Genomic DNA, 24,169 nt, shown 5'->3' with positions numbered 1-24,169 from the left:
CCGGCGAGACCGACTCCACGAGTGGCACATGACTTGATCGTCGCGACCTACAGCGAGTACTGGAAAACACTCACCACAGCTGGCAGATCCTCGCCGGAGGAGGCCCGGAGTCTGCTCAAGCGCTACGTCAACGGCCCATACCTTGATCATCTTGTTGCCGGGATTCGGCAGATGGATGAGCAGGGGCGGGAGCCGTACGGGGAGGTGATCCCGCGTGTCAAGGAGGTGCGCGTCGGCGGGAAGCACGCTGAGGTCATCGATTGCCAGGACACCTCCAAGGCCGGCATGGCCGATCGCCGTACGCATCAGCTCATTCCCGGCACCATCAAGGCCAACTCGACGGCGAACATCAAGGCGGAACTGGGGCAGTCTTCCGATGGGCGTTGGCGTGTCGTCGGCTTGAGTATCAGGGAGGCGGCGTGCACGCCACCCTCGTCCTGACTCCGCTCCTCGTGGCCAACGCCTTCGGTCCGGGTGTCCCCATGGACGACCATGGAGCCTTCCCTTGGGGCAGCGGCTGGGTCGCGTACAGCAGCCATGATGTCGGACAGCCTGTCCGATCCTCCAGGGGCGGCGACGACGGTGATAGCAAGTGGACCAACTGCCACACAGTCGGTGGCGCGAACGGTGTCACCTACCTGCAGTGCGACTATGGGCCCAACGGCCAGCGGAACACCTTCCAGGGCGTGACGCCCGAAGATCCGGCGGCGCCTGCCGTGACGCCCGAGATGCTTCTGCAGCAGGCCCTCGGCCAGGTCAAGCCTCCTGCCCCGCGGATCGCGACAGCGCCGCCTCGCGGCAAGGACGGGCTGGTCGGCCTGCCGCACTTCTTCTGGGCGCAGCGAGGCGAATGGCGCACGATCAGCAAGCGGGCGACGTCCGGCCCGGTGTGGGCCGAGGTCACGGCGACGCCGACAACTTTGGTCATCCGCCCGGGTGCGGGACAGGGCACGTTGACGTGCAAGGGGCCCGGCACCCCGTATGACCCGTCCGTGGCCGACCAGACAGACACCTGCACGTACCTCTTCACCCGCTCCAGCGCCGGTCTCCCAGGCGCGCATTACAAGGTGACCGTCTCCGTCGTCTGGACGGCCGCGTGGACCGGCTCCGACGGTGCCGGCGGACCTTTGGCGCCGATGACGACGTCCACAACCTTCCCGTTGCGGATCGCCGAAGGTCAGGCACTCATCCAGAGGAGCTCCTGAATGGTCCGCAACCACGTGTCCTCTCCACCTCAGCACGCAGGGAACGGCGTCGCCCCTCCAGTGCAGGTGCCGAAGCTTACGCCGCAACCACGCCAACGCCGCCGAGGGCTGCTGCTCCTCGGCGTGCTCGTGGTGGCCGGCGGCGGAGTGATCAGCTACCAGACGATCACGGGTCTGAGCGCCCGGGTGTCGGTCCTCGTGATGACACATGATGTGGCCCCCGGCCGGCAGCTAACGGCGGACAACGTCACGACGACCACAGTGGGCGTGGACAACCTCGTACCGACGATTCCTGCCCGCGATCTCCCCAGAGTGATCGGCAAACGAGCCGCGACGGATCTCGCTGCGGGCATGCTCGTGCAGCCCAGGCTGCTCACCGATCAGGTCGTCCCCGTCGTGGGCCAGCAGCTCGTGCCCGTCGCAGTGAAGCCGAGCCGACTGCCGGCCCGCGGGCTACGGCCCGGAGACGCAATTCTCGTCCTCGCCACCCCGGAGAACCAGGCCGTACCTGCTTCCAGACCAAACGCCCGGCCCGTCATCGACGCGGTGGTCGACCAGGTGAAGGGCCCGGACACGGACGGCCTCATGGTCGTCGATCTCATCGTGAACAACTCGCGAGGCGCCGAGCTCGCCAGTCTGGCGGCCAGCGGCCAGGTCGCCCTGGTCCTCAACCCGCGGAGCAGGTGAATGGCGACCTATGCCTTGATGAGCCCGGGCGGGTCCCCTGGCGTGACCACGACCGCTCTTGCCGTCACCTACGCCTGGGGAGGCCGCGCCCTGCTCGCCGAGTGCGACCCCAAGGGCGGCAGCGTCCTCCAGGGATTTCTCGGCGGCCGGATGGAAGGGTTGCCCGGCGGCCTGTTGGAGTTCGCCCTCGCCATCGCCCACCAGCCTGATCCAGCCGTTCTGTGGAAATACATCGTCTCTCTCGACCAGGACACCCGCGAGTGGCTCCTGCTCCCCGGAACGAGAGACCCACGCCACGTGGCGCAGCTCGAAACGGCGTGGGACGCCATCGCGACAGCGATTACGTCAGCCGGCGCGGGAGTCGTTGACGTGGTGCTGGACGTGGGCCAGATCGGCGGGCCGGACACCCCCATGCAATTGAATCGCAGCGTCGGACCTGGCCTTGATGCTGTTGCGCCCCTCCCTGCGCCAGGTCGCGGACGCTCGCCCCAGGCTGGATGCGGTCGGCCGCTATGTGGGCGCGAAGGTGCCGGTCGCCCTGTGCCTCGTCGGCGAGGGGGATTACACCCCCAAAGAGATCAGCGACGCGCTGTTCGGCTTGCCCGTCATCGCGGGGATTCCACATGATCCGAGGTCGGCTGCGGTGTTCTCGGACGGCAAACGAGCACGGCGCTCCTTCCGCAGAGCGCCGTTGATGCGTGGGGCGTCTTTCCTCGCGGGGGCGATGCGCCAATACCTCGCGACGTCGCAGGAGCCGACTGAGGTGGTGACGCGATGAGCAGCTGGCCCCCGGGTGACGTCTGGCCTCCACGTCCCATCACCGGCCCCGCCGGCCCCGGCCTGCTTCCTCGTACAGCGACTCCGGCGGAGGAACTCGGCGATAAGGACTTCCGGGAAGCCGTACTCGACATCACCGCCTCGATCGCCGACGACCTGAAGGACAGCGAGGATCGTGAGGCTGCTCGACAGGTGATCCAGTCATCGGTGCAGCGCTGGTCCCATGAACGGCTGTCGGACGGCGTCGCGGTGAGCTTCGCGACCCAGCGCCGGCTCGTGCAGGCGGTCCTGGACGAACGGTTCGAGCTCGGAGTGCTCACGCCGTACGTCAATGACAGCAGGGTCGAGAGCATCGACATCAACGGGTGCGACGAGGTCTGGATCACCTACAGCGACGGCACCTGCGAGCGCGGCCCGGCAGTCGCCGCCACCGATGACGAGCTGATCAAAATGATCCAGATGTGGGCGCTCCACAAGAGCTACAACCCGCGCGAGTTCTCCGGCGCGAGTCCGCTGCTCAACACAGCGCTCCGGCCCGGAGACGGGGAAAGCGGCGTGGGCGTACGGCTCAGCGCCACTATGGCCGTCACCACCAGGCCGTGTGCGAGCATCCGCTGCCACCGGCTAGTCGACGTCACCCTCGACGACCTGCTCCGGCTCGGCACCATCAACCGCAGCCTGTACGGCTTCCTTCGCGCGGCCGTGCTGGCCCGGCTGAACATCGTGATCACCGGCGGTACAGCAGCGGGCAAGACCACGATGCTGCGCGCGCTGGCCTCGGCGATCGACCCGGCGGAACGGCTCGCCACGCTGGAATCGGACTACGAGCTGTTCCTGCACAAGCTGCGCCACCGCCACGAGAACGTGATCGCCTTCCAGGTACGGCAGGCCAATTCCGAAGGCGCCGGAGCCGTCACGCTCAACGACCTGATCCCGCACTCCCTGCGGAAGAACATCAAGCGGATCATCGTCGGCGAGGTACGCGCGGACGAGATCATCCCGATGTTCGAGGCGATGAACACCGGCCACCCAGGCTCGATGTGCACAATCCACGCCGACGGAACAGAGGAGATCTTCAACCGGGTCGTCATGCTCTGGACGCGTGGAGTCGGTGCCCAGACGCCTCCTGAGGTCATCCACCTGAACACAGGGGAGACCATCGACCTGGTCGTCCATCTGCGAATGGATCCCGCGACCAACACGCGCTTCGTTTCCGAGGTCCTTGAGGTGATGCCTCCGGCCGACAGCGAGCAGCCCAGCCGTAACCGCGTCTACAGCCCCACAGGACCAGGTGGCCGGGCAATGCCGGACATCACGCCTCAGTGCCTTCCGCAACTGAAGGCCGCGGGCTTCGATCCGACGCTCCTCGACCCGTACGCCGCCATGTGGGAGGTGCGATGAACACGCCTGCTCTGCCCGCCGGCCTCGGCACATCGGCTGTCCTGGGCGGAGTGACCTGCATCGTCATCGGACTCGCCGGACGGGGGCCCGTCGAGCCGGTACGACCTCCTTCCCGTTGGCCGGCGATCCGGAGGGCGCTGATCGCCCGGCGACGGCTTGCCGTGATTTCCTTCTTCGCCGCGGTCGCCGTACTCGGCCTGACCGGATGGCCTGTTGCCGCATGCGCCACGGCGGTAGCCGTGCTCGCCTTACCGAAAGTGGTGTCAGGCCGCACCGCCGCTCAGCAGATCCGGAAGCTCGAAGCACTGGAGCTGTGGACCCGGCGCCTGGCCGACCTGCTGGTGGCCGGCCGGGCCCTGGAACAGGCATTGGAGCAGAGTGCCGCCCGCAACGTCCCGTCCGCCATCACCGGGCCAGTGTCCTCGCTCTCCCGTCGGCTCCGCGTCGCTCAGATGCCGACCGAGCAGGCGCTGCGGTTCTTCGCCGACGAGCTGAACGATCCGGTAGGAGACCGCATCGCAGCGGCTCTCATCCTCGTGGCACGACGCCGAGGGAAGGGCGCCAGCGCGCTGCTGCACCAGCTCGCCCAGCTCGTCGCGAAGGACGTGAGCGACCGCCGGGAAGTCGAAGCCGCGCGAGCCGAGCACCGTACGACCGTCCGCTGGATCATCGGCATCCTCGTCGCCTTCACGGCTGTCGCGATCACGCAGCGGTCCTACGTCGCGCCCTTCGGCACGCCGGTCGGACAGGTCGTCCTGGCCATGGTGGCAGGCCTGTACGGCGTGGCGCTGTGGTGGCTGCATAGGCTCGGCAGCTCCGCCGTCGGTCACCGCTTTCTCACGGATCCCGGGAAGCAGCGATGAACATCCCGGCCGTGACCGCGGGGGCGATGATCGGCCTCGGCCTGGTCATCGTCGGATCCGAGCTGTCTCCCGGTCCTCCGCGCCTCAACGACGCGCTCGCGCGACTCGACGGCGCTCGCCGCCCCGGCCCGCGCGGCCGGCTCACCGTGCGGCTGTCACGGCTCCCCGTTCCCCGCGAGGACCTGGCGCTTCTCGGCATCAGCGATGAGCGCTTCACTCTGCAGCGCGTCACCTCCCTGCTGTTCGGTCTGGTGTTGCCGCTCCCACTGACCATGCTGTGCGCGGTCGCAGGCGTTTCCCTGCCTTGGGCCGTGCCGACCGGCGCAGGCGTACTGTGCGGGGCCCTGTTCGCCCTGGTCCCTGACTACGCCGTCCGTAGCCAGGCTCGGGAGCGTCGGCAGGAGTTCCGCACCGCCCTGGCGACGTACCTCGACATGGTCGCGCTGGAACGATCCGCCGGCGCCGGGCCACCACAGGCCCTTCAGGCGCCTGCCGAGGTGTGCACGGGCTGGGTGTTCCGCCGCATCGCCCAGGTCCTGGAGCACGCCAAACGTGCCGGAGAACAGCCGTGGCGCGGCCTAGCTCAACTCGGCGAGGAGATACGCATCGCGGAGTTGACCGAGCTGGCCGACATCGCCGAGGACGCGGGCTCCGAGGGCGCCCAGGTGCTGTCCACTCTGCTGGCCAAGGCGCAGTCCATGCGCACCACCGCGCTGACCGAAGCACGGGCCCGTGCCAACAGCCGGACCAGCGAGATGCCCATCGCGATCGGCATCTCCGTCTTCGGCTTTCTGGCGCTTGTGTGCTTTCCCGCCGTCTACCGAATCATGAGCTGAGGAGATGCCACATGTCCCCTCTCCTGCCGCCGGAGGCCGCTTACTGGCTCGCCGTCCGGAAGCTTCTGCTCGACAGGCTCGAACGGGCCCGCGAGCATCCCGACAAGGGAGCGATGTCCGCCGAGGCGATGATCATAATCGCTGCGCTCGTACTGGTGGCAATCACGGTCATGGGCATCGTCACCGCGAAAATCATCTCCAAGGCCAACTCGATCAACCTGTGACCCGCGGCGTGAGGCGCAGAGACGAGCAGGGCTCGATTTCCGCAGAAGTGATGATCGCGCTGCCTGCTGTCATGTTCACGATCCTCGTCTGCATGCAGCTCTGCCTGCTGTTCTTCGCGCAGTCGGTCGCGCTCGCCGCTGCTCAGCAAGGCGTCCGGGCCGCACGGGCTGACGGCGCTTCGCGTACGGCCGGCGCAGGCGTGGCCAGGAGCTACGCGGAGCGGACGGCGGGCGGGTTCCTTCACTCGATCAGCACGAGCAGTGCAGGTGATGCGACGAGTGTGCGGGTGACTGTGCAGGGTCGTGCGCTCTCCCTGGTGCCGTTCCTGCCTTCGATCCAGGTCTCGGAGGAGGCTGCGGGAGCTGTCGAGCGCTTCACCACACCAGGGCAAGTGTCATGAACGACCGTGGCAGCGCAACGGTGGAAGCGATGCTCGCCATCACGGCAATCGTCATCGTCATCCTGCTCGGCGTGGCCGGAGGGAGGATCACGGTCGCCAGCGCGGCCGTGGAGGCGGCCGCGCGAGATGCCGCTCGTCAGGCGTCCATCGCCCGGTCGGCCGCCGAGGCCGGCAGGACGGCGGAGTCGAGCGCTCGTGATTCGTTGAGGAACCGCGGTGTCCGATGCGACTCGGTAAGCGTCCGTATCAGCATCTCGGGGTTCAGCCGACCGGTAGGGAGCCCCGCGACCGTCTCGGCAACCGTCTCCTGCTCCGTGCCGCTCGATGACGTGGCCTTCCCCGGCTTGCCAGGGAGCGTCGCCCGGCGAGCCACCTTCACCAGCCCGCTGGACCCGTACCGCGGGAGGGAATCGTGAGTGCGCCCTACGAGGCCGAACGCGGATCGATCACACCGTACGCGCTCGTCTTCATTCTCGTGCTCATGCTCTTCATCGGCCTCGCGGTAGATGGGGGCACCAAGTTGCGGGCGGGCTGGGAGGCAGTGGGCATCGCCGAGGAAGCGGCCCGCGCCGGAGCCGGTCAGATCGACCGGCGCGCCGCGTACGAGGGCCGGGACTTCATCGTCGATCGCGGCGCCGCCGTACGCGCAGCGCGGGCGTATCTCAGTGCTACTGGCCGGCCCGGCACCGTCGGCCTCTCCGGCCCGAACTCGATCCGAGTGCAAGTCACCGTCACCAAGCCGACGTGGCTGCTCTCGCTCGTCGGTCTCTCCTCGGTGTCCATGACCGCGACCGCCACCGCTGATCTCGTCTCCGGCGTCGAAAGGCCCAAATGATGACGCTGTCTCGCCTGCTACGAGCACTGGTCGCGGCGATCGTGCTCACCGCCACCGTTGTCGGTTTCCCGATCCTCTTCTACCGGCTCGTCGGCTTCCCGCTTCCCGACCACATCCCAACGCTGCAGGAAATCGGGCAGAGGCTCACCGCCCGCGATGACGGCACCCTGTTCATCGCCGTCCTGGAGCTCATCGCCTGGGCGGCATGGGCGGCGTTCTCGCTCTCGGTGCTCTTCGAGATCGGTGCCCGGCTCATGGGGGCCAGGCTCGCTCCCCGGCTGTCCGGCCTGGGCGGGCTGCAACGTCTGGCTGCCTACCTGGTGGCTTCCGCCTCGCTCGTCGCCACTGCCCCAGCGGCCGTGGCGGCGGAGGCGGCTCCGCCTCCTGTCGTCGCCATGGCGCCATCGCATGCTCTCGGTGGTGACGTCGTCCGGATCGAGCCGCCAGCGGCGCATGAGCCCGTTTACCAGGTGGAGCAGGGCGACAGTCTGTGGGAGATCGCTGACGACAAGCTCGGTAGCCCGAGACGATGGAAGCAGATCTGGAAGCTCAACGCCGGCTCCCCGCAGCCAGATGGGCGCAGATTCAGCAACCCTGGGGTCATCCAGCCTGGTTGGAAGCTCAGGCTCCCACACCAGGGCAGGAAGCTTGAGCGCGATACGTCCCGCCCTTTGGGGACTCAGCAACCAGCGGAGTCGGCATCTCGTCCCCCTGCTGTCCAGGTGGAGGGTCGGCATGAGCTGGCAGAGTCCGCTCAGGCACCGCTGCACACCTCTGTGAAACAGGATGGCCGGAGTGCCGTCGAGTTGGAGTCAGGCTCTCTGGTGGCCTTGGGCTATGCCGCGGGCATCAGCACGGCGTACGTGGCCAACCGGCTGCGCCGACGCCGACGCCACACCCCGCCGCCGGCATCCGATCCTGTCGTCGTCACGCCTGAGCCGAAACCAGATCCTGCCGTGGCCGAAGCCCGCCGCGCCCACATTCGCAGCTTCACTGAACGCGGCGAGCAGCTCCCCTCTGACATCGAGCTCCTACGTGATGCGCACTCGATCGACGTACCGGAGAAGCTCTCCATCGGGAGGCGCGCTGACGGTTCTCCAGTCGAGATTGCGCTCACCGGCCCCGGGCTGAGCCTCACCGGCGACGGCGCTCAGGATGTCGCTGGCTACCTCCTGGTCGACATGGTCCGGCAGTCAAGCAACTTCCGCATCGAGGTCGTGGTGTGCAGTGAGCTGGCGGAGGCCATCACCGGGATTCCCGCCGAGGAACTGGACGCGATGAGCGACGCCCTACCTGGGCTGGTGGTCGTGCCGACAGCGGATGCCGCGCTGCAGCACTTCGAGCAGACGTACTTCACCCGGAAGTACATGCTGCTCGAACGCGAGGCGAGCAACATCGAGGAACTGCGCGAGCGGGATCCCGGAGAAGTTCTGCCGACCATCGTCCTTGTAGCCGAAGTCGACGACGAGGTGTTCGACCGCGTCTCTGCTCCGCTGGTCGCGCCCTCGACGGCAGCAGTCGCCGCACTGCTTCTCGGCGACTGGCCGTGCGGCACGACCTGCGAGATCAGCAAGGACCACCAGGTCGTCAAGGTCGAGGGCCAGCTCGCCGACGTGATCTCCGGCGCCGAGCTCTTCCACATCAGCGGGGAGGAAGCAACAGCTCATCTACGAGAACTGCTGCCCCAGGAGGAGCCGGCGGCCGTCGTGGAAGGGCCTGCTCCGAGTTCAGTACCTGAAAGCTGGTCTGGCTCGCACTTGGTTCGCCTCTCGGTGCTCGGCCCACCCACTGTCCATGTGCACGGTCGGTCGAACCCGATTGAGCTGGGCTGGCTTCAGCTCAACGCCCTCGTGTACCTCGCTCTCCATCCCACAGGAGTCACTCGCGACCAGCTCACCACAGCCCTGTGGCCCGAGGACACGGGCAAGGACGTGCACAACACGCTTCGACACCTTCGGAACGCGCTCGTCACCGCAACTGGGTACGAGAACCCCGAGCGGAAGCGGGCGCCGTTTATCAACGCGTCGACCACCCAGGAAGGTGCCACGTACCGCATCGACCCAGCCCTGGTCAGCGTGGATCTCTGGGACTATCTGGCGGCTCTGGAGGGACTGAAAGCAGCCTCCGAGCCTGCTGCCAAGCTGTCGGCGCTCCTTAAGGCCGCGGAGTCATGCAACGGGGAGTTGGCGCACGGTCTGGAGACAGAGTGGCTCGACGAGCACCGCTACCCGCTGACCCGTTCACAGGCCGACGTCCTTAGTCAGCTCGCGGAGCTCTATACTCACCAGTATCCCGAGAAGGCCCTGGATGCTCTAGAGAGAGCTCGCAACCTCGACCCCGATGTTGAAGAAACTTATCTCCTCATCATCCGCCTACAGCTGGCTCTCGGCCGCAGGGATGACGCGAGAAGGACCACAAAACTCCTCCGGCAGCGCCAGCATGGGCTAAGTATCGCAACCAGCGCACGGACAGAGAGGCTCCTGACCGATCTTTTCCGCCAGGACTGAGCTAGCGAATCTGCACTTCTAAAACAAAACCAATGGATATATCGAGCCTTCGCCGATCGCGATGACGACAACCACGCGTTCTCGAGCTGTCACGACATTGCCCCAAAGGACCTCACTGCGCATCGAGCTCTTCACGAGTGTACTCCCAGTGCGCATTATCCATTAAGCCATTGTTTGGCAGAATGGGGCACCGAATGGTGCCACCCAGGGCCTTTCCAAGGAAGTCAAGCATGCCCTCGGCATGCCTCCAGCCATAAGCGCCATCTGTGACAAATACCCCCCACTTGTCGGGCTCCCCCACGGTCTCCCACGTGAGCAGGTCACCGTTCCAGGTGAACCCCCATGGAAGCAAACCGCCCTTAGCGGGGTACTGTGCAAATACTCGCTCCTCGTAGGCGATATTATCATCGTCGACAACTTCAAGTTCGACGTCATCATTCGGTAGCAGGGCCGCCAGAGTTTCGAGGATCCCTTCCCGAACAGCCCTCGGTGAATAAGCGATCGGATTGACGATTCGAAGGTGGAGAAAGCTATCAATCTCCAATGTGTGGTATTGAGAACACAGCAGCTTGAAGTCCGACGGGAGAGCAAGCCCCAATTCGCCCTCGATCCGGTCCCAGTCCACACTGGGGGCAGGCTTGCTCGAAGGGCCAATAATTTCAGCGAATTCAGCAAGTCCAGCCATCAGTCACCGTCCCAGCCATATCGTTGTGCACGCACTCATCCGCAGTGACTCCGCCTTCATGATACGCAGTCATGCGGAATCTGTTCGGGATCGTCTCCATTCCATTATATATGACACTTACCGAATAGGCAACTTTCCCTCCGGCCTTAATTGCTTTCTTGATCGAGTTTTCAAAGCGCTTCATTGGTCCATTATTGACGTGAGAGTAACAGGGTACAAGGTTATCCCGATCGAGCCCAGTCCCGCCCAGTTGATTCCCAAGCACATGACACCGACTATAAAGCTGCACTTTGCCATTTGGGTAAGCAGGATGCGCCGGATTATTACCAGGCCAATATTTCGGGTCACGCTGCGCTGGAGATCCTCCCGCAGTGTCCTTCTCGTCACAGAAGAAGGCATAGGCGCCAGAAGGCCTACCGATTGAGTCAGTCCCGTAGGTCGAATAGGGCTTACAGCCCTCACCGTCATTGCCAGCAGGCGGATTCACGAAAATCGCAGGTGAAGCGCTGCTCTGCTCCTCTGGTTCGCTGTCCACATCACTGACGCCGACACTGCGGCCCGGATTGTCCTGCCCGCCGCCGCGGTCGATATCGACGACCACCGCAGGGCCGCACTGATCCTGTGGCATGACCGTGCACACGCCGTGCGTGTAGTCATCCGAGCGTGCGGGTGCTGGCTGCACGAAGCATGTCGTGCAGCTCTTCTTGGCCACCTTCGGCGCCCTCACCGGCTCAGGTTTCGGCTTAGGTGCCTGCACTGTGCAGCTAGCCCCGCAACCGCCTCCACCCTTCGGATAGGTGACAGTAGGACGCGGCCTGTTATGGGCAGGCCGAGGGGCCACAGGAACAAGTGGGGACCTCTCCCTCGGCGGCAGGATTGGGGTCTCCACCTTCGGGTGGGAGATGTTTTTGAGCTTGACAGTTGTACATGCGTGGGACATGCAATATATCTGAAGCGCGGTCAATGCGGGCTTTACGCGTTTAGCGAGACCTTTCGCGACGCCTTTACAGACCGTCCCACAGGTTGATTTATTCGAACCAGATGACTTATTGGTTGGATTATTGAGGTTGATAGTAGTCGCCGGCGGCGGCCGATAGATCGATGGCCCGTTGTCCGCATAATGTCCTGTTGGGTCGGTGGTAGTGAGCGGATCGCCATCACCGTAGTTGTAGCGGTTACCTTGGATGGACGGATCCGGTTCCAGAATCCAAGTGTCAGCTGAAGTGAAGCGCCCTGAATCGGGAAGGTACCAACGCGCATGCATGTTGACATCGCCACTGCCGGGGTCCGTCCACTCACCCTGAAAACCGAGTGCACCAACGGCGCCCGTGCGAGTTGTCACTTCACCGAACGGACTGAATTCGGTCGAGCTTGTAAGTGAATCTCCGCTGTCCTGGAAGGAGCCGATTATGTCCCCATGCAAGTCCGCGAGGAGTGCTTGAGCTTGCCCGCTTCCTTCCTTGCTCGACAATGGATTACCACTGACATCGCGACCATAACGGGTCCCAACGGTGCCCGCGCCGTCGGCGATGGCGGAGATGTCATTGCCCAGGTCCGCATACAGGAACTTCTGGGTAGATCCACTGGCGGTATGGGAGGTCATCCGATCTAGGTGATCATAGCCGTAGCTTATGTCACCATCGCTGATCAGCCGATCGAAGGCATCGAACGTGAGTTGCCCACTAGTTCCGTCCTTTGTCCTCGTAGCGAGGGTGCCACGAGCCGTGTAGGTGTAGTCGGTTCCGGCGCCGGAGACCAGCCGATTACGCTCGTCATAGGTGGAGATCTTGTCGCCAGCCTGAGTGCGGTTCCCGGACGCATCCCACTTGTATTGGGTGGTCGAGCCGGTAGGCGCTGTCCAAGAAGTCAGGCGTCCAGCCCGGTCGTAGGAGTAGGCGTTCGTCCCGGCTCCAGCTGTGCCGGAAGAAACCTTTGACGTCAGGTGGTCGTCAAGATCGTACCCATAGTCAATCTTCGCGACGTCACTTGAGGAAGCGTTCTTCAGGGTCTGGGAAGTGCGGCGGTCCAAGGCATCGTAGGTGAAGCTCTGGGTCCACCTGCTGCCCGCCGTAATCGACTTGGGCCGGTCAGCCTTGTCGTATTCATAACTGAACGTCAGGCCCGATACCGGGTCCAGCGCGCTGGCAAGCCGGTCTGCATTGTCCCAGGTGAACGTGGCTCTGCCGTTGACGTCGTCCCGCTGCGTCAGGCGCCCGAGGGCATCGTACTGGTAGGTGGCGGCCTGACCACCGGTGATCGAAGTGATCAGATCGCGATCGTTATAGGTGAAGGTGAGGTCGCCAGTTTGGGTTCGCCGTCCGTCGGCGTCATAGGTATAGGTGTGGTCCTGCGTGCTCGCCTCGGCGCCTGAGCCTGCCTCACGCAGGACTTGGTTCAGGTTGTCGAAGGTGCGATCGACCCGCACTCCGCCCGGCTGCAGATCACTCACCGGATTACCTGCCGCGTCGTAGGAGGTGGTCCAGGTGCGATCGGTTGGCGCAGGGTGCTGGGCAGTTGCCGGCTCGATACGTGATTCGACCAAGCCGAGGCTGTTGTAGGTCGTCCAGGTATCGTTGCCGCGGCCGTCGGTGACCCGAGTCCGGGCTCCGTTAGCGTCATAGCCGAAAGAAGTTGTGGTGGCTTCGGTGGCGGATACAGGCTCCACGAGTTGGGTGACCAGCCCAGTTGCGTCGAACAGACGTCTGGTCGTGTGCCCCTCGCCGGAGGTCACGCTGGTCTGATTTCCGTCTAGGTCGTATCCGAATCGGCGAGTTCGGAGCGTCGTGCCAGAACTGTCCCGGTCCAGCGCAGCAATCTGACGGCCGGCCAGGTCGTATTCGGCGACCGTCTCGTTCCCCAGCGGGTCTGTCACCTTAAGAACGCGGCCAGCGAGGTCGTAGGAGTACTTCGCACTGTTGCCCAGCGCGTCTGTTGTCGTTATCACCTCGCCTGCGGCATTAACTGCCTGGGTGGAGGTTTGGTTGGCGGAATTGATCGATTTGAGTAGGTTGCCCGCAGCGTCGTACTCGAACCTGGTCGTGTACGCAGCAGCAGACGGGTAGCGCTCGATCTGTGTCTGCGTGATACGCCGCCCGAGATCGTCGTACGTCGCCTGCGTGCGGGCTCCGGTGGGCGTCACCAGAGAGAGGAGCTCTCCCGCCAGGTCGTAGCCGTAATCCCAATTGCCGGGGGAGACGCCGCTTGTGGGGGCAGGGTCGATTGTGCGGACCAGGTTGCCGAGGGCGTCGTATACGAAGTCCGTGCTGGTTCCTCGCGGATCCGTCCGTTTCGTTACCTGTCCCGCTGCATCGTAGACGTAGCTCGTGCGGGGTGTCAGTGCAACTCCCCCTGGTGGCGTGTAGGTCGGGGCCGTGACAGTGGAGAGGCGACCTGCACGATCGAAGGAGTAGGTCGTTGTGTTGCCTTCGCCATCAACGATGTGGGTCTGCTCCCCAGCCAGGTTGTAGCCGAAGCGGACGCTCGGGCGCGCATCAGCGACAGAGTGGTTCCGCTCCACCTTGACCTGCGGAGCCCTTGCTTCGATGAGTTGGCCGAGCATGTCGTAACGTAGATCAAATGTGAATTCAGCCGGGTTGGCATTCTGAGCCGTGCCGCGTGGTTGGGTGATCGAGGTAACCAGGCCACGGTCGTCTACATCAAAATTGGTCACCAGATCTTCAGAGCCGTTGTCCACTGTCTCGCGGGTAACTAGGCCGTCGGCGTTATACGCGAACTCCTGGATTTCCGTGCGAGCTTCCCCTTCCTTAGACAGGGTCGTCCGCGTGACGTTGTCGGCCGCGTCGTAGGCGTAGGCGACTTTCCGGGCTAACCCGTCTGGGTCAAAGGTTTGGGATACCAGGCGGGATGCAGCATCGTAGACGTAATCCGTACGGCCCAGACCACCGCTGACCCGCTCGCGCACTAGGTTGCCCGCGCCGTCGTAAGTTCTGTCCTCCAGCACGACATCTTGGGTCGTGGTTTGCCCGTTCAACTTCGCGTCATCGGCAATGACTTGCGACAGCCGATCGTCGCCGAAGTAGGTGTACGAAGTCCTACGCCCCATCGCGTCGACTTCGGACGCCAGCCGTCCCCCAGGGTCGTAGGCATAGGAAGCGAGAGTGATGTCGGTGGCGGTTGCCGGACTGATTGGACTGCCCGTCCACCCCTTCAAGGTCTCCGAAGCCAACTCGCCCCGAGGGGTATAGGCGTAGTCAAACTGTGTGCCCAGCTCGTTGGTCATGCTGGTCTGGGATCCGCGATCATTCCAGGAGTAGTGTCGTACCCCACCTTCCGGGCTCGTGATCGTCTCGAGCCGGCCATAGGTGTTATAGGTATAGACCGTCTTGCGCTCGGCGTCGCCGCCCGTCAGGTCCGTGACGGACTCCGACACTAGACTGCCGTCGGCGTCGTATCCATAGGTCGCGCGGGCCGTATGAGTAACCCCGGTGACCTCGTTCTTGTTACCAGGAGCTGTGACGGTAAGAGGCCGACCCTGCGGATCGTAGGTGAACGTTGTTGTGATGCCGTCGGGAATAGCGCTGGAGATCTCGGTATCGCTGATAAGGCGGCCGATGGCGTCGTAGTTGTGCCTCTCAACAAGCCCCGCTGGTTTGATCTCCTCGGCGAGGTCACCGTTGGAGGTGTAGGCGTACTTGGTCTCGTTGCCCTTGAAGTCCTTGTCGGATTTCACCAGGCCCGCTGGGGTGGTTCCCCCACCGATCGCTGGCTCAGTGCCGTCGGTGAAAGCCGTGACCTGGAAGCGCCCCTGAGGGAAGTCAGGGGTGGCGGGTACGGTCTTCTTCGTCTGCTCCCCGTTGGAGTTGTACGTCATGGTGACCGCGTAGGTGTCATCCGTTGAGGAGGCCGACCTGCCGTCACGGTAGGCGGTGACCTTGTCGTTGCGTGGATCGAAGGGATCGTCGATGTTCAGGTAGTAGGAGTAGTACTCAGTGAAGCAGGCGTCGGTGGCGCGGCAGGTCTTCCTTCCGATCAGGTTGCCGCGCGCGTTGTACGACAGTTCGGTCCCATTGCCGTTCGGATCGGTGATCTTGGCTGGGAAGCCTCCGATGTCATAGGCGTACCGAGTGGTCTTGCCCAACTGATCGGTGGCCGAGACAGCTCGATTGCCACGCAGGGCGTCGGTAACGTAAGTCTGCTTGCCGTTGTCCGCGTCGGTCACGCTGACCGCGGCGGAAATCTGGGTGTTGGAGTCCCTGCTGTAGGAAAGGTCGGAGAGGGTCCAGGTGCCGCCATCACCGTCAGTGTGCGTCTTGAGCCGGCCACCGTCGGCAGCGTAGGTGTTCTCGGCATGGACCCGCCCCGACGGCTGAGTCTCCTTGGTCAGCAGTGGCTGAGCCAGCCGGGCGGCATAGTGGGTGCGGACCGTGGCGAGCCCAAGGGGTTTGTCGTAGACCGCAACCTCATCGATGCTGCCGGCGAACGGGAAGGTTGTGAATGATCCTGTGGTCGACGGCCAGCCCGAGGAGCCGAAGCCGGCGCCGATGCGGGTGTCCCACATCTCAGCACCACTGGCGAGCGTGATCTTTCCGGCGAGCCCGCCGACCGGCTGCCCGTCCAGGAACAGGGTCTGAATGTTTGTCGAGCCAGACAGCACGACGTGATGCCAAACTCCGTCGTTGACCTTGGCCGGGGATGTTATCGGGGCGACGGCCCCGTTCCAGAGCTGACCACGCAATTTGCCGTCAGTGCCAACGTAGATGCCCAGAGCGTATGCCAGAGGCGAATCATCGGATGAGCTCTGGTAGCCGAGAATCGTGCCTGAGCCGGTGGTCTTGAACCAGGCTTCGATCGAAAGGCTGCCACCCAGCCCGCTGACAGTGGCCTCGGGCAGTGCCACATACTCGGAACCAGAAGTCCCTGCGAAGGTCATGGCCGTATCTGGTGTACCGGCCAGCGCTCCCGCCACCCCCGCCGTGGCGTTGGCCGTGGTACCCATCAGCTTGCCATCGCTCTCGCCAAGGTCCACACCAACGGAGCTGGGCACCTTGCTGTTCAGCGATGTCGCGGTGCCGCCGAGACGCCAATATCCCGCTGGGCTGGAGTCGAGCACCACGCTGCGGTACCTAGAGGCGTCGGTGTACGTGTAGGTGGTGCAGGAACCATTGGCGGCCGGAGGGCATGCCTTGACCAACTTGTCGCCGTCGTACTCGTAATTCCACGCCACCGGAACGCCGTCGACAGGGTCAGTGGCGACGCTGGTCACGTGAGCACCGGTCCATGTGAAGGTGATCGACCGTCCACCGGTCGCGGTGACCTTCAACAGTCTGCCGTCGGTGCCATACACCAAGTCCTGACTGTTGCCTCGCTTGTCACTGACCTTCGTGAGACGCCCGGATGCGTCGAACCAGTAGGAGGTGGCCGACCGGTCCATCAATCGCCAGCCGCTGTCCTCCAGGCTGACCAGAGTGGCGAAGGTTCCCGGAGGGGAGGCATATGTGCCATCGCCCTTCGAGGCAAAGCGCTGCTGGCTGCCGTCAGGATAAGTGGCCAGTACCGTGGCAGGCGGCGTGATCGTCGTCGTTGTAGCCAGCGCCTGGATTTCGGCTGCTGTCAGCGCGCTTTGGAACATCCTGACGTCGTCGATGGCACCCTTGATGTCGCCGAGCACGGTAGTGCCGGTCGCGTTCCAACCCGCGGGAACGCCGGTAACCGTCTTCACAAGCGTGCCGTTGAGGTAGAGGGAAATCGACCCAGCAGTCTTGTTGTACACACCCGCCACGTGGAACCACTCCCCGACCGGGGCATTGGTCTCCGACAATGCGGCAGTACGGGTCGCCCCTGCCGCATCGGAGGCATAGGTGGCAAACACGAGTTGGCCGGTGGCCTGGTCGACGCCGAGGTAGTAGGGCGCTCGAGCGGTGCCGTTCTGCTTGGCCACCTGGTAGGAGCCCGTCCGGTCGTCCAACTTCAGCCAGGACGCGACTGTGTAACTGTCGTCGGTGCGCAGCACAGGGTCCGGCGCCGTCGCGACCGGGCCACCGGATCTCGCGACTGCACCGCCTATCTTCCCCGGGACCAGAGACGTGCCAGCGGCCAGGGCGGCGTTGTATCTCCGGCCGGAAGCGTCCGCAGCAAAAACGCTTCCCCCCACGTCGCCCAGGCGCCAGTGGCCGACCATCGATGGATAGGCGATTGCCTGCCCCTCGTCCTGGATGCGCATGTCCCATCTCGTGGACCAGCCAGAGCCGAATCCGCCGTCAGAACGAGGGTCGAGGCTGTTGTATGTGCGAGTGACGGCTAGGGGAAGGCCGGGGGTGGCGATGGACAGGTCGGTGACGGAGCGGGTGTAGCTACCGCTTACATGGTTGAACTCCCGGCCTTCCGTACCCGCAGTGAGAAGGGAGTTGATAGTCCCCTGTTGCGGTGCGGTGGTGAAGGTCCTCCAGGAGGAGGTCACGGTCGTGGCGCTCGTCGCAGCCTTGGCGTACCACCAGTAGGTCTTGCCCCACTGCAACTTGTTCGCCGGGACGGCAAATGTCCCCTCCTTGGTCCACTCGCTGGAGCTCTCGCACCAGGTCCAGTGGTCCTTGGTGCCTGCGCAGACTTGGAACCAATAAACAACCTTGGCTTCGACCGGGGATTGCGCGTGCGCGGACAGTATCGGTCTCAACGTGCCGACTTGCGTGTTGTCCGCAGGGGAGAAGGTCTGAAAAGGCAAGGCCGACACCCTCGCTGACTGCCATTCCGACCAGGGGCCGCCGACCCCGCTCGTGGTGACACCTCTAACCCGCCAGCGAATTTTCCAGCCATCGGACAGCTTGCCTTGTGGGACAACCACCCAAGCCTTGGAGCCAGCGGGAGCCGCAGTAGTGCCAGTGCCAGCCCAGATTTGCCCCGAGCCCTGCTCGGTCGCACTCGGGTCGTGCTCAACCTCAACGCCAAGGTAAGAACTGCGTCCCTGGCTGTCGGTCACGGTCGCGAACAGCCACGGCGTAAGCGCTGCAGTCGTCCACGACGACACCCCCGCCGTTCCAGGCGTCATGCCCGCGGCAGCCACGGCAGGTTTGTCAACGCTCACGGTCGCGGACTGCCAGTCTGACCACGGCCCTGTCACACCCGTCGTCGTCACACCTCTGACGCGCCAACGCACTCGCCAGCCGTCGGTGAGCTTGTTGATCGGAACCTGAATCCAGGCATTGGAACCGGACGCATACGACGTGGTCGCGGTGCCGGACCAAACTAGCCCCGTGCCCTGGCTAGGCACCGAGGGGTCGTGCTCTACTTCCGCGCTCAAGTAGGAGCCCGATCCGTCCGCGGCGGTCACCTTCGTGTACAGCCACGGCGTCGATGAGGCCAGAACCCAGGAGGTATCTCCTGTCTTAGTGCCTGGAACTACGCCGAGGCCGGTCCCGACCGGCCTGTTGACGGAAACCCGGGCGGTCTGCCACTCCGACCACGGCCCGTTGACACCCGTCATCGTGACACCGCGGACGCGCCACCGGATCAACCAGCCGTCCGTCAGCTTGCCAGCCGGCACCGACACTGTCGTGTAGGGATTGTCGTTGAAGTTGTCGGTTAGCGTCGTGCCTGTTCCCGACCAGATCAGGCCCGTGCCCTGACTCGGCACCGACGGATCGTGCTCCACCTCCGCTCCCAAATAGGAGTCTCGGAGGAAAACGCTGTCTGTGATCCTCGCTCTGAACCTTGGCGTGACCGATGACAACGTCCACAGCCCAGCGCCTTGCATCCCCGTCGTCGACAACTCCGAGACAGAGGGTTTGTTGATGTCGACCCTCGCGAACTGCCAGTCCGACCACGGCCCGTTGACGCCTGTCATCGTCACACCACGGACACGCCAGCGCACAATCCAGCCGTCGGTCAGCTTGCCGGATGGCATCGACGTCGACGTGTACTGCGCATCAGGGCTGGTAGCAGTCGTGCCCGTTGCGGACCAAATGAGCCCCGAACCCTGACTCGGTACAGATGGATCGTGCTCCACCTGCACTCCGAGGTAGGAACCTCGGAACATCTGATCTGAGATTCTCGCCCGGAACGATGGCGTCAGCGAGGAGAGCGTCCACAAACTGGCACTTTGCGTACCAGTCGTCGACAACTCGGACACCGATGGCTTGGTGATGTCGACCTTCGACGACTGCCAGTCCGTCCATGTGCCAGTTACGCCAGTCGCCGTCACCGCGCGAACACGCCACCGCACAAGCCAGCCATCTGTCAGCTTTCCTGTCGGTACTGACACCGAAGCATAGGAGGTGTCCCACGACGTCGAGTTCGTTCCGGTCCCCGACCAGATCAGCCCTGACCCCTGATCTGGAACCGACGGATCATGCTCTACCTCAACGCTCAGTGACGATGACGGGAAGAGCGACTTCTCGGTGATCTTCGCCTGGAATCTCGGAGTCAGCGAGGAGAGCATCCACAAGCCAGCACTTTGCGTCCCAGTCGCCGTCAATTCCGACACCAATGGCTTGTTTGTGTCGACCTTTGACGACTGCCACTCCGACCACGGACCATTGACCCCCGTGGTCGTTACGGCACGAACACGCCATCGAATCAGCCAGCCGTCCGTTAACTTGCCCGACGGTACCGACACCGAAGCATAAGAGGTGTCCCACGACGTCGAACTGGTTCCGGTCCCCGACCAGATCAGTCCCGAGCCTTGAGTTGGCGCTGATGGATCATGCTCCACCTCAGCACCAAGGTAGGAGTTCCGAGAGAACGACAGATCTGTCACCTTCGCCTGGAAAGTCGGCGTCAGTGACGACAACGTCCAGAATCCGGAGTTTTTCATCCCTGTTGCCGACAACTCGGACACGGAAGGCTTGGTGACATCAACCTTCGCGAGCTGCCAATCCGACCACGGCCCGTCAACACCCGTCGTCGTCACCCCACGGACACGCCACCGAATCAGCCAGCCATCTGTCAACTTCCCCGAGGGAACGCTGACATCGGCAGAAGATCCCGAGGTCGCCGACGTCGTGCCTCTGCCGGTGGAGATAAGACCAGAGCCTTGCGTGGGCACGGACGGGTCATGCTCAACCTCGTAGGCCAAGTAGGACGAGCGGTACAGCGGGTCCGTGATTGTCGCTCGGAAGGTCGGCGTCAACGATGACAGCGTCCATCCACCCGCGCTCTGGGTCCCAGACGCCATCAAAGACGACACCATGGGAACGGAATCCGTCACTGTGGCGGCGGCAAGGCTCGATGAGCCGGCCGCAAGCGTCTTGACCGGCATCGTCCGCGCGACAATTGCGCGTGATCCTGGTGATCCAGCCTTGGCAGGACTCAAGCGCTTCAGGAAGAGCGCTTGAGCTCGCACAGGCTCTGGGGGGGCCGTTGGGTGCTCGGGCTCGTCGCCCGTTATCTCTTCAGGAAGGGGTGGAGGAGACTCCAGACCACCTTCGGCCGGCTCGGCAGTGGGCGCATGACGCTTCTCCAGGGGCAGCCCACCTTCTGGACGCTTCCCGTCATCGCTTGGGCGAGGACCAGGAATTCGCAGGTTCTTCGGCTCGGTGGTTGATGCATCGACCAGGTGCGGCAACCCTTGCGCCGAGCCAGACTGCTGAACTGGCGGCGAAACCGGCGCACCGGACGTGACATCGGACAGGTGTAGGACCTGCGGCGTCGACGCCGGAACTGGGTACGCGGGAAGCTGCAACGTTCCAGGAAGAAGTCCGACCATGGCAACCGTCGTGACGCGCAGCAGCCACCGCCGCTGGCGCTTTCCCAGGCCAACCCGACTCCGACGCACCCGTCCACCTCCGTCGCGCCCAGGGGGCATGCACGCGTGGTGTCCACTGGAAGCTGAGCGCTAGGAGGGCCCGGCAACACTGGAACGATCTTCAACAAAAGTGATCAAAAGGTACAACGATCATCAAGGCGGCGTAAAGAGGGAATAAAATGTGAGGTAAATCACTCTGGACAAAGCGGCGGCTAGGCTTCATTCTTTTTGCGCCTACCTCACGCTCACGCCACCATGGAAGCCACCTGGGGACGCAATGATGGTTCCAGATTTATCGCCGCTTCCTTGATTGGCGATTACGCGTTGCGATGATGTACGTGACCAAATCTGCCACTGTCGTACGAGGCCTTATTACGGACGTAAGGTAGCCACGGCAGGCATGCGGGTATTCGCTGACACAAAAGCCCTATTGTGGCGCCCGGCAAAGGCTCAAATTTTACGACTTAGCGAGCCTGCAATGGTCAACGGCCACCATGACTTGCGACCCTGCGGCCCTGGACATGAACTCGCAGATTACCTGGATGCAGTGTGTCTTTCCTGCTACAGAATCCTGATCACCTGGTTTGCTTGCGTTTCAAGGCTACCGGCGGGGTTACGCTCGAAAAAAAGCCCACCAGGGCCGAGCGTGCACAGCCAGCTGAAGGCGAGCAGGCACCGGAAGATTTGCACTCGGGCCGTCTCTACCGCAGGCAAATCAAGGTGTTCCAGCAACACCGATCCGTCAAAATTCCCATCGAGGCGCGAAATGTGCTCGATGACCTCGGCGAGTTCGAAAGCACGGTCGCTGCGGCCGGAGTCTTCCCAGTCGACCATCCGGACGCGCTTGCCGTCCCACAGGTAGTTGGCCAGGTTGCCGTCCGACAGGCCGAGCACTGGCGTAACCGTTGCCGCAGCCAGCTCGTCTAGCGGGGAGCTGTCGAGCCACTCGGCGCCCACCGCGAAGGCCCGCAGCACCAGCGGATCCTCGCCCAGATACGGCTCCTCCGCACGAAGCCGTCGGGCCTTGGCCACCGCCACGCTCGGGTTCCACGGAGACGGAGCCAGGCCGGCTACCACGGACTCGGGGACCGACTCATGCAGAGTCTTCATCGCCTCAGCCATGGCCTCGATCTGTTCGGGCGTGACCGCCTGCCCTCGGAGCGGAACCCCGTCCAGCCTGGACATCACGATGACCGGCGGCTCAGCCTGCAGGTCCGCCTCCAGGGGAAGAGGAGCCAGATCGGGCGCGTACTGCGCGAGCAGGTTCAGGGCACGCCATTCCTGCTCGTGCTCGCCGCGGTCCCAGGACGCGTACGTCTTGACGACCTTGTCGGCCGACATCGCGATGCCGTGGGTGCTCGACTGAGTCGCCATGTCTTCCTCCCGCGGTCCCCAAGCGCCCCGGGTCGGAACAACCCCGTCGTCGCTGGTCCCCGAGGCTAGCCCAGAAGGGATCGCGCCCACGCCTACACCGCCACTCACCCTCACTCCGCCTTTCGGCCGGTGGCCTGCTCGTACAGCTCCTGGTAGCGATCGGCGACCGCCGTCCAACTGTAGGAGCGGTGAGTGTTGCGTACGGCGTTGGCGGCACGCCGAGCCCGCTCCGCAGGATCGGTCAGGGCGGTGACCAGGGTGGCCGCGAGGTCGTCGACGTCGTCTGGCTTCACCAGCCAGCCGTCAGCACGGCGGCCATGGCTGGTGATGATGCCGGCCGGGCCACCGGTGTTGGTGGCTATCGGCGGGATGCCGCAGGCAGCGGCTTCGATGTAGACCATGCCGAAGCTCTCGTTGACCGCGGGCGCCACCATGAGATCGGCGCAGTTGAGCCCCTCGGGCAGCTCGTCATGGCCACGCCAGCCGATGAAGTAGACGTGCCGCTCAATGTCGAGCCGTCGAACCGTGATCAAGGGATGCTCGCCTTCAGCCTCCCCCGGATAGCCGCCCCACAGCAGCAGGACCGGCGCGGGATGGACCTGCCGGCAGACCACGGCGAATGCTTCGAGCAGGACGCTCAGTCGCTTGACCTGCTGGAACCGGCCGACCCAGAGCAGAACAGGGCGCAGAGCACCGCTGGCGTCGAGCATTCGGGAGATGTCCACCTCCGTATAGCGGATGCTGCCTGGTTGCTCTCCCGGTCCCCAGCCGCGCGGGTCTTTGACCAGCCAACGGCGCATCCGGGAAAGGCGCTCCCGGTCGTCGAGATGGAGCGGTACGAAACGCGTCGTGTCTACCCCGTTGGGCACCACGGTGACGTCGTCCTCCGGAACGCCGAGCAGGCGGTTGACCTCGGCGCGATCGCTCGTCGAGACCACGACGAGCCGACCCGCCTGCCGCACGTAGCGCTTCATCTGGAGGCACCACAGGTCGGCGTACCGCCACAGCCGCCAGTCGATCGCCCTTGCTCGTTGGCGAGCTTCGTCGTCGAGCGGCAGCCCCTGCAAGAGGTGGTCGAGTGCGGCTGGCCTGTTCTCCGGGTCCTCGGAAGCGTCGGCCAGCGTGGTGAGCGGAATCCCGAGGGCGGCGGCGAAGCGGCTGATCTGCCGAGCCTGGTCGAGAAGCTTGAGATCCGTACCGTGGAAGGTCGTGACCACGGGGACGCCGGGGTAGGCGCGACGAACCGCGGCCTGCAGGTGGCTCAGGTGGTGGGCGTGAACGACACTCGGGCGATCGCTCCGGTGGCGCTGTAGGAACGACTGCCAGGCTTCGATGAGGTGCTCGATGGTGTTCGGGGCCACGGCGGTGAACATGCGATCCGGTGCGTCGTGCCCTCTGTCCTCGTATGAGGGGTGGAAGGGCGCGGCTTGCCCGTCCATGCTGCTCGCGCCGACGGCGTACGCCGCGGCGGCCGGGTTGTAGTCCATGGCGGCGACCGGAAGGCCGGAGTAGAAGGAGGGCGCGTGGCTGAAGTCGCCGCTGGAACCCAGCGAGCCGCAGAGGATGCGGATGGGGTGGCCCCGCCCGGTGAGCTGCTGCCCAAGGTAGCGAATCACCTGGGCTGAGCCCCCACGCGGGAAGAACTGGACGACGGTGTCCACAGTGAGCATTCGATGTC

17 protein-coding genes are annotated in these 24,169 nt (G+C 64.2%); 13 read left to right on the top strand and 4 right to left on the bottom strand.

The genetic code is table 11. The features are described from left to right. The first annotated feature begins 33 nt into the window (after positions 1 to 33). From HHX37_RS01170 to HHX37_RS01115, 12 genes are all read left to right on the top strand, one after another. A complete protein-coding gene (locus tag HHX37_RS01170) occupies positions 34 to 441 on the top strand; it encodes a hypothetical protein (RefSeq protein ID WP_182884219.1) in 408 nt (135 codons plus the stop codon). Then, on the top strand, positions 420 to 1,205 hold the full coding sequence (locus HHX37_RS01165) for a hypothetical protein (RefSeq protein WP_182884218.1): 786 nt from the start codon (positions 420 to 422) through the stop codon (positions 1,203 to 1,205). Before HHX37_RS01170 ends, HHX37_RS01165 begins: the two co-directional genes overlap by 22 nt. A 66-nt stretch (positions 1,206 to 1,271) precedes the next feature. Next, positions 1,272 to 1,892, top strand: coding sequence for an SAF domain-containing protein (locus HHX37_RS01160; RefSeq protein ID WP_182884217.1), 621 nt, complete (start codon positions 1,272 to 1,274; stop codon positions 1,890 to 1,892). Positions 1,893 to 2,337: 445 nt separating this feature from the next. Next, complete coding sequence (locus HHX37_RS01155) at positions 2,338 to 2,670, top strand: hypothetical protein (protein ID WP_182884216.1); 333 nt, start codon at positions 2,338 to 2,340, stop codon at positions 2,668 to 2,670. Beyond that, positions 2,667 to 4,070 carry a CpaF family protein gene (locus HHX37_RS01150; RefSeq protein ID WP_182884215.1) on the top strand — a complete coding sequence of 468 codons (1,404 nt, stop codon included), beginning with the start codon at positions 2,667 to 2,669 and terminating at the stop codon, positions 4,068 to 4,070. Before HHX37_RS01155 ends, HHX37_RS01150 begins: the two co-directional genes overlap by 4 nt. Beyond that, positions 4,067 to 4,933: a type II secretion system F family protein gene (locus tag HHX37_RS01145; protein WP_182884214.1), complete on the top strand. Its 867-nt coding sequence runs from the start codon at positions 4,067 to 4,069 to the stop codon at positions 4,931 to 4,933. Before HHX37_RS01150 ends, HHX37_RS01145 begins: the two co-directional genes overlap by 4 nt. Further along, the gene (locus tag HHX37_RS01140; protein ID WP_182884213.1) at positions 4,930 to 5,769 is read left to right on the top strand and encodes a type II secretion system F family protein; all 840 of its coding nucleotides are present in this window, start codon (positions 4,930 to 4,932) and stop codon (positions 5,767 to 5,769) included. The genes HHX37_RS01145 and HHX37_RS01140 overlap by 4 nt, the downstream gene beginning before the upstream one ends. Positions 5,770 to 5,780: 11 nt before the next feature. Beyond that, positions 5,781 to 5,993 carry a hypothetical protein gene (locus tag HHX37_RS01135; protein ID WP_182884212.1) on the top strand — a complete coding sequence of 71 codons (213 nt, stop codon included), beginning with the start codon at positions 5,781 to 5,783 and terminating at the stop codon, positions 5,991 to 5,993. Between the two features lie 8 nt (positions 5,994 to 6,001). Further along, positions 6,002 to 6,394, top strand: coding sequence for a TadE family protein (locus HHX37_RS01130; protein ID WP_182884211.1), 393 nt, complete (start codon positions 6,002 to 6,004; stop codon positions 6,392 to 6,394). Beyond that, positions 6,391 to 6,810: a TadE/TadG family type IV pilus assembly protein gene (locus HHX37_RS01125; RefSeq protein WP_182884210.1), complete on the top strand. Its 420-nt coding sequence runs from the start codon at positions 6,391 to 6,393 to the stop codon at positions 6,808 to 6,810. Before HHX37_RS01130 ends, HHX37_RS01125 begins: the two co-directional genes overlap by 4 nt. Further along, complete coding sequence (locus tag HHX37_RS01120; RefSeq protein ID WP_182884209.1) at positions 6,807 to 7,229, top strand: pilus assembly protein TadG-related protein; 423 nt, start codon at positions 6,807 to 6,809, stop codon at positions 7,227 to 7,229. The genes HHX37_RS01125 and HHX37_RS01120 overlap by 4 nt, the downstream gene beginning before the upstream one ends. Continuing rightward, positions 7,226 to 9,736 (top strand): LysM peptidoglycan-binding domain-containing protein, encoded by a 2,511-nt coding sequence (locus tag HHX37_RS01115; protein ID WP_182884208.1) that lies wholly within the window; start codon positions 7,226 to 7,228, stop codon positions 9,734 to 9,736. The genes HHX37_RS01120 and HHX37_RS01115 overlap by 4 nt, the downstream gene beginning before the upstream one ends. Positions 9,737 to 9,848: 112 nt before the next feature. Here HHX37_RS01115 and HHX37_RS01110 read toward each other — a convergent pair whose 3' ends face one another. Both HHX37_RS01110 and HHX37_RS01105 read right to left on the bottom strand, forming a co-directional pair. Next, on the bottom strand, positions 9,849 to 10,421 hold the full coding sequence (locus tag HHX37_RS01110) for a hypothetical protein (protein ID WP_182884207.1): 573 nt from the start codon (positions 10,419 to 10,421) through the stop codon (positions 9,849 to 9,851). Continuing rightward, the gene (locus HHX37_RS01105) at positions 10,405 to 20,283 is read right to left on the bottom strand and encodes a LamG-like jellyroll fold domain-containing protein (RefSeq protein ID WP_182884206.1); all 9,879 of its coding nucleotides are present in this window, start codon (positions 20,281 to 20,283) and stop codon (positions 10,405 to 10,407) included. Before HHX37_RS01105 ends, HHX37_RS01110 begins: the two co-directional genes overlap by 17 nt. A gap of 190 nt (positions 20,284 to 20,473) precedes the next feature. Between HHX37_RS01105 and HHX37_RS01100 the strand changes: the two genes are divergently transcribed. Continuing rightward, positions 20,474 to 20,707, top strand: a complete 234-nt coding sequence (locus HHX37_RS01100; protein WP_182884205.1) for a hypothetical protein — start codon at positions 20,474 to 20,476, stop codon at positions 20,705 to 20,707. A 971-nt stretch (positions 20,708 to 21,678) separates the two neighbouring features. Here the strand turns inward: HHX37_RS01100 and HHX37_RS01095 are convergent. Together HHX37_RS01095 and HHX37_RS01090 are read right to left on the bottom strand one after the other, a co-directional pair. Beyond that, complete coding sequence (locus HHX37_RS01095) at positions 21,679 to 22,491, bottom strand: phosphotransferase family protein (protein ID WP_182884204.1); 813 nt, start codon at positions 22,489 to 22,491, stop codon at positions 21,679 to 21,681. Between the two features lie 110 nt (positions 22,492 to 22,601). After that, entirely contained in the window at positions 22,602 to 24,152 is a 1,551-nt protein-coding gene (locus HHX37_RS01090; RefSeq protein WP_182884203.1) for a glycosyltransferase, read from the bottom strand. Positions 24,153 to 24,169: the final 17 nt, after the last annotated feature.

It is taken from the genome of Microbispora sp. H10885 (genome assembly GCF_014161415.1).
GTDB classification, from domain to species: Bacteria; Actinomycetota; Actinomycetes; order Streptosporangiales; family Streptosporangiaceae; genus Microbispora; species Microbispora triticiradicis.
The sequence above is the reverse complement of the archived record's forward strand: the minus strand, read 5'-3'. Positions and strand labels throughout refer to the sequence as shown.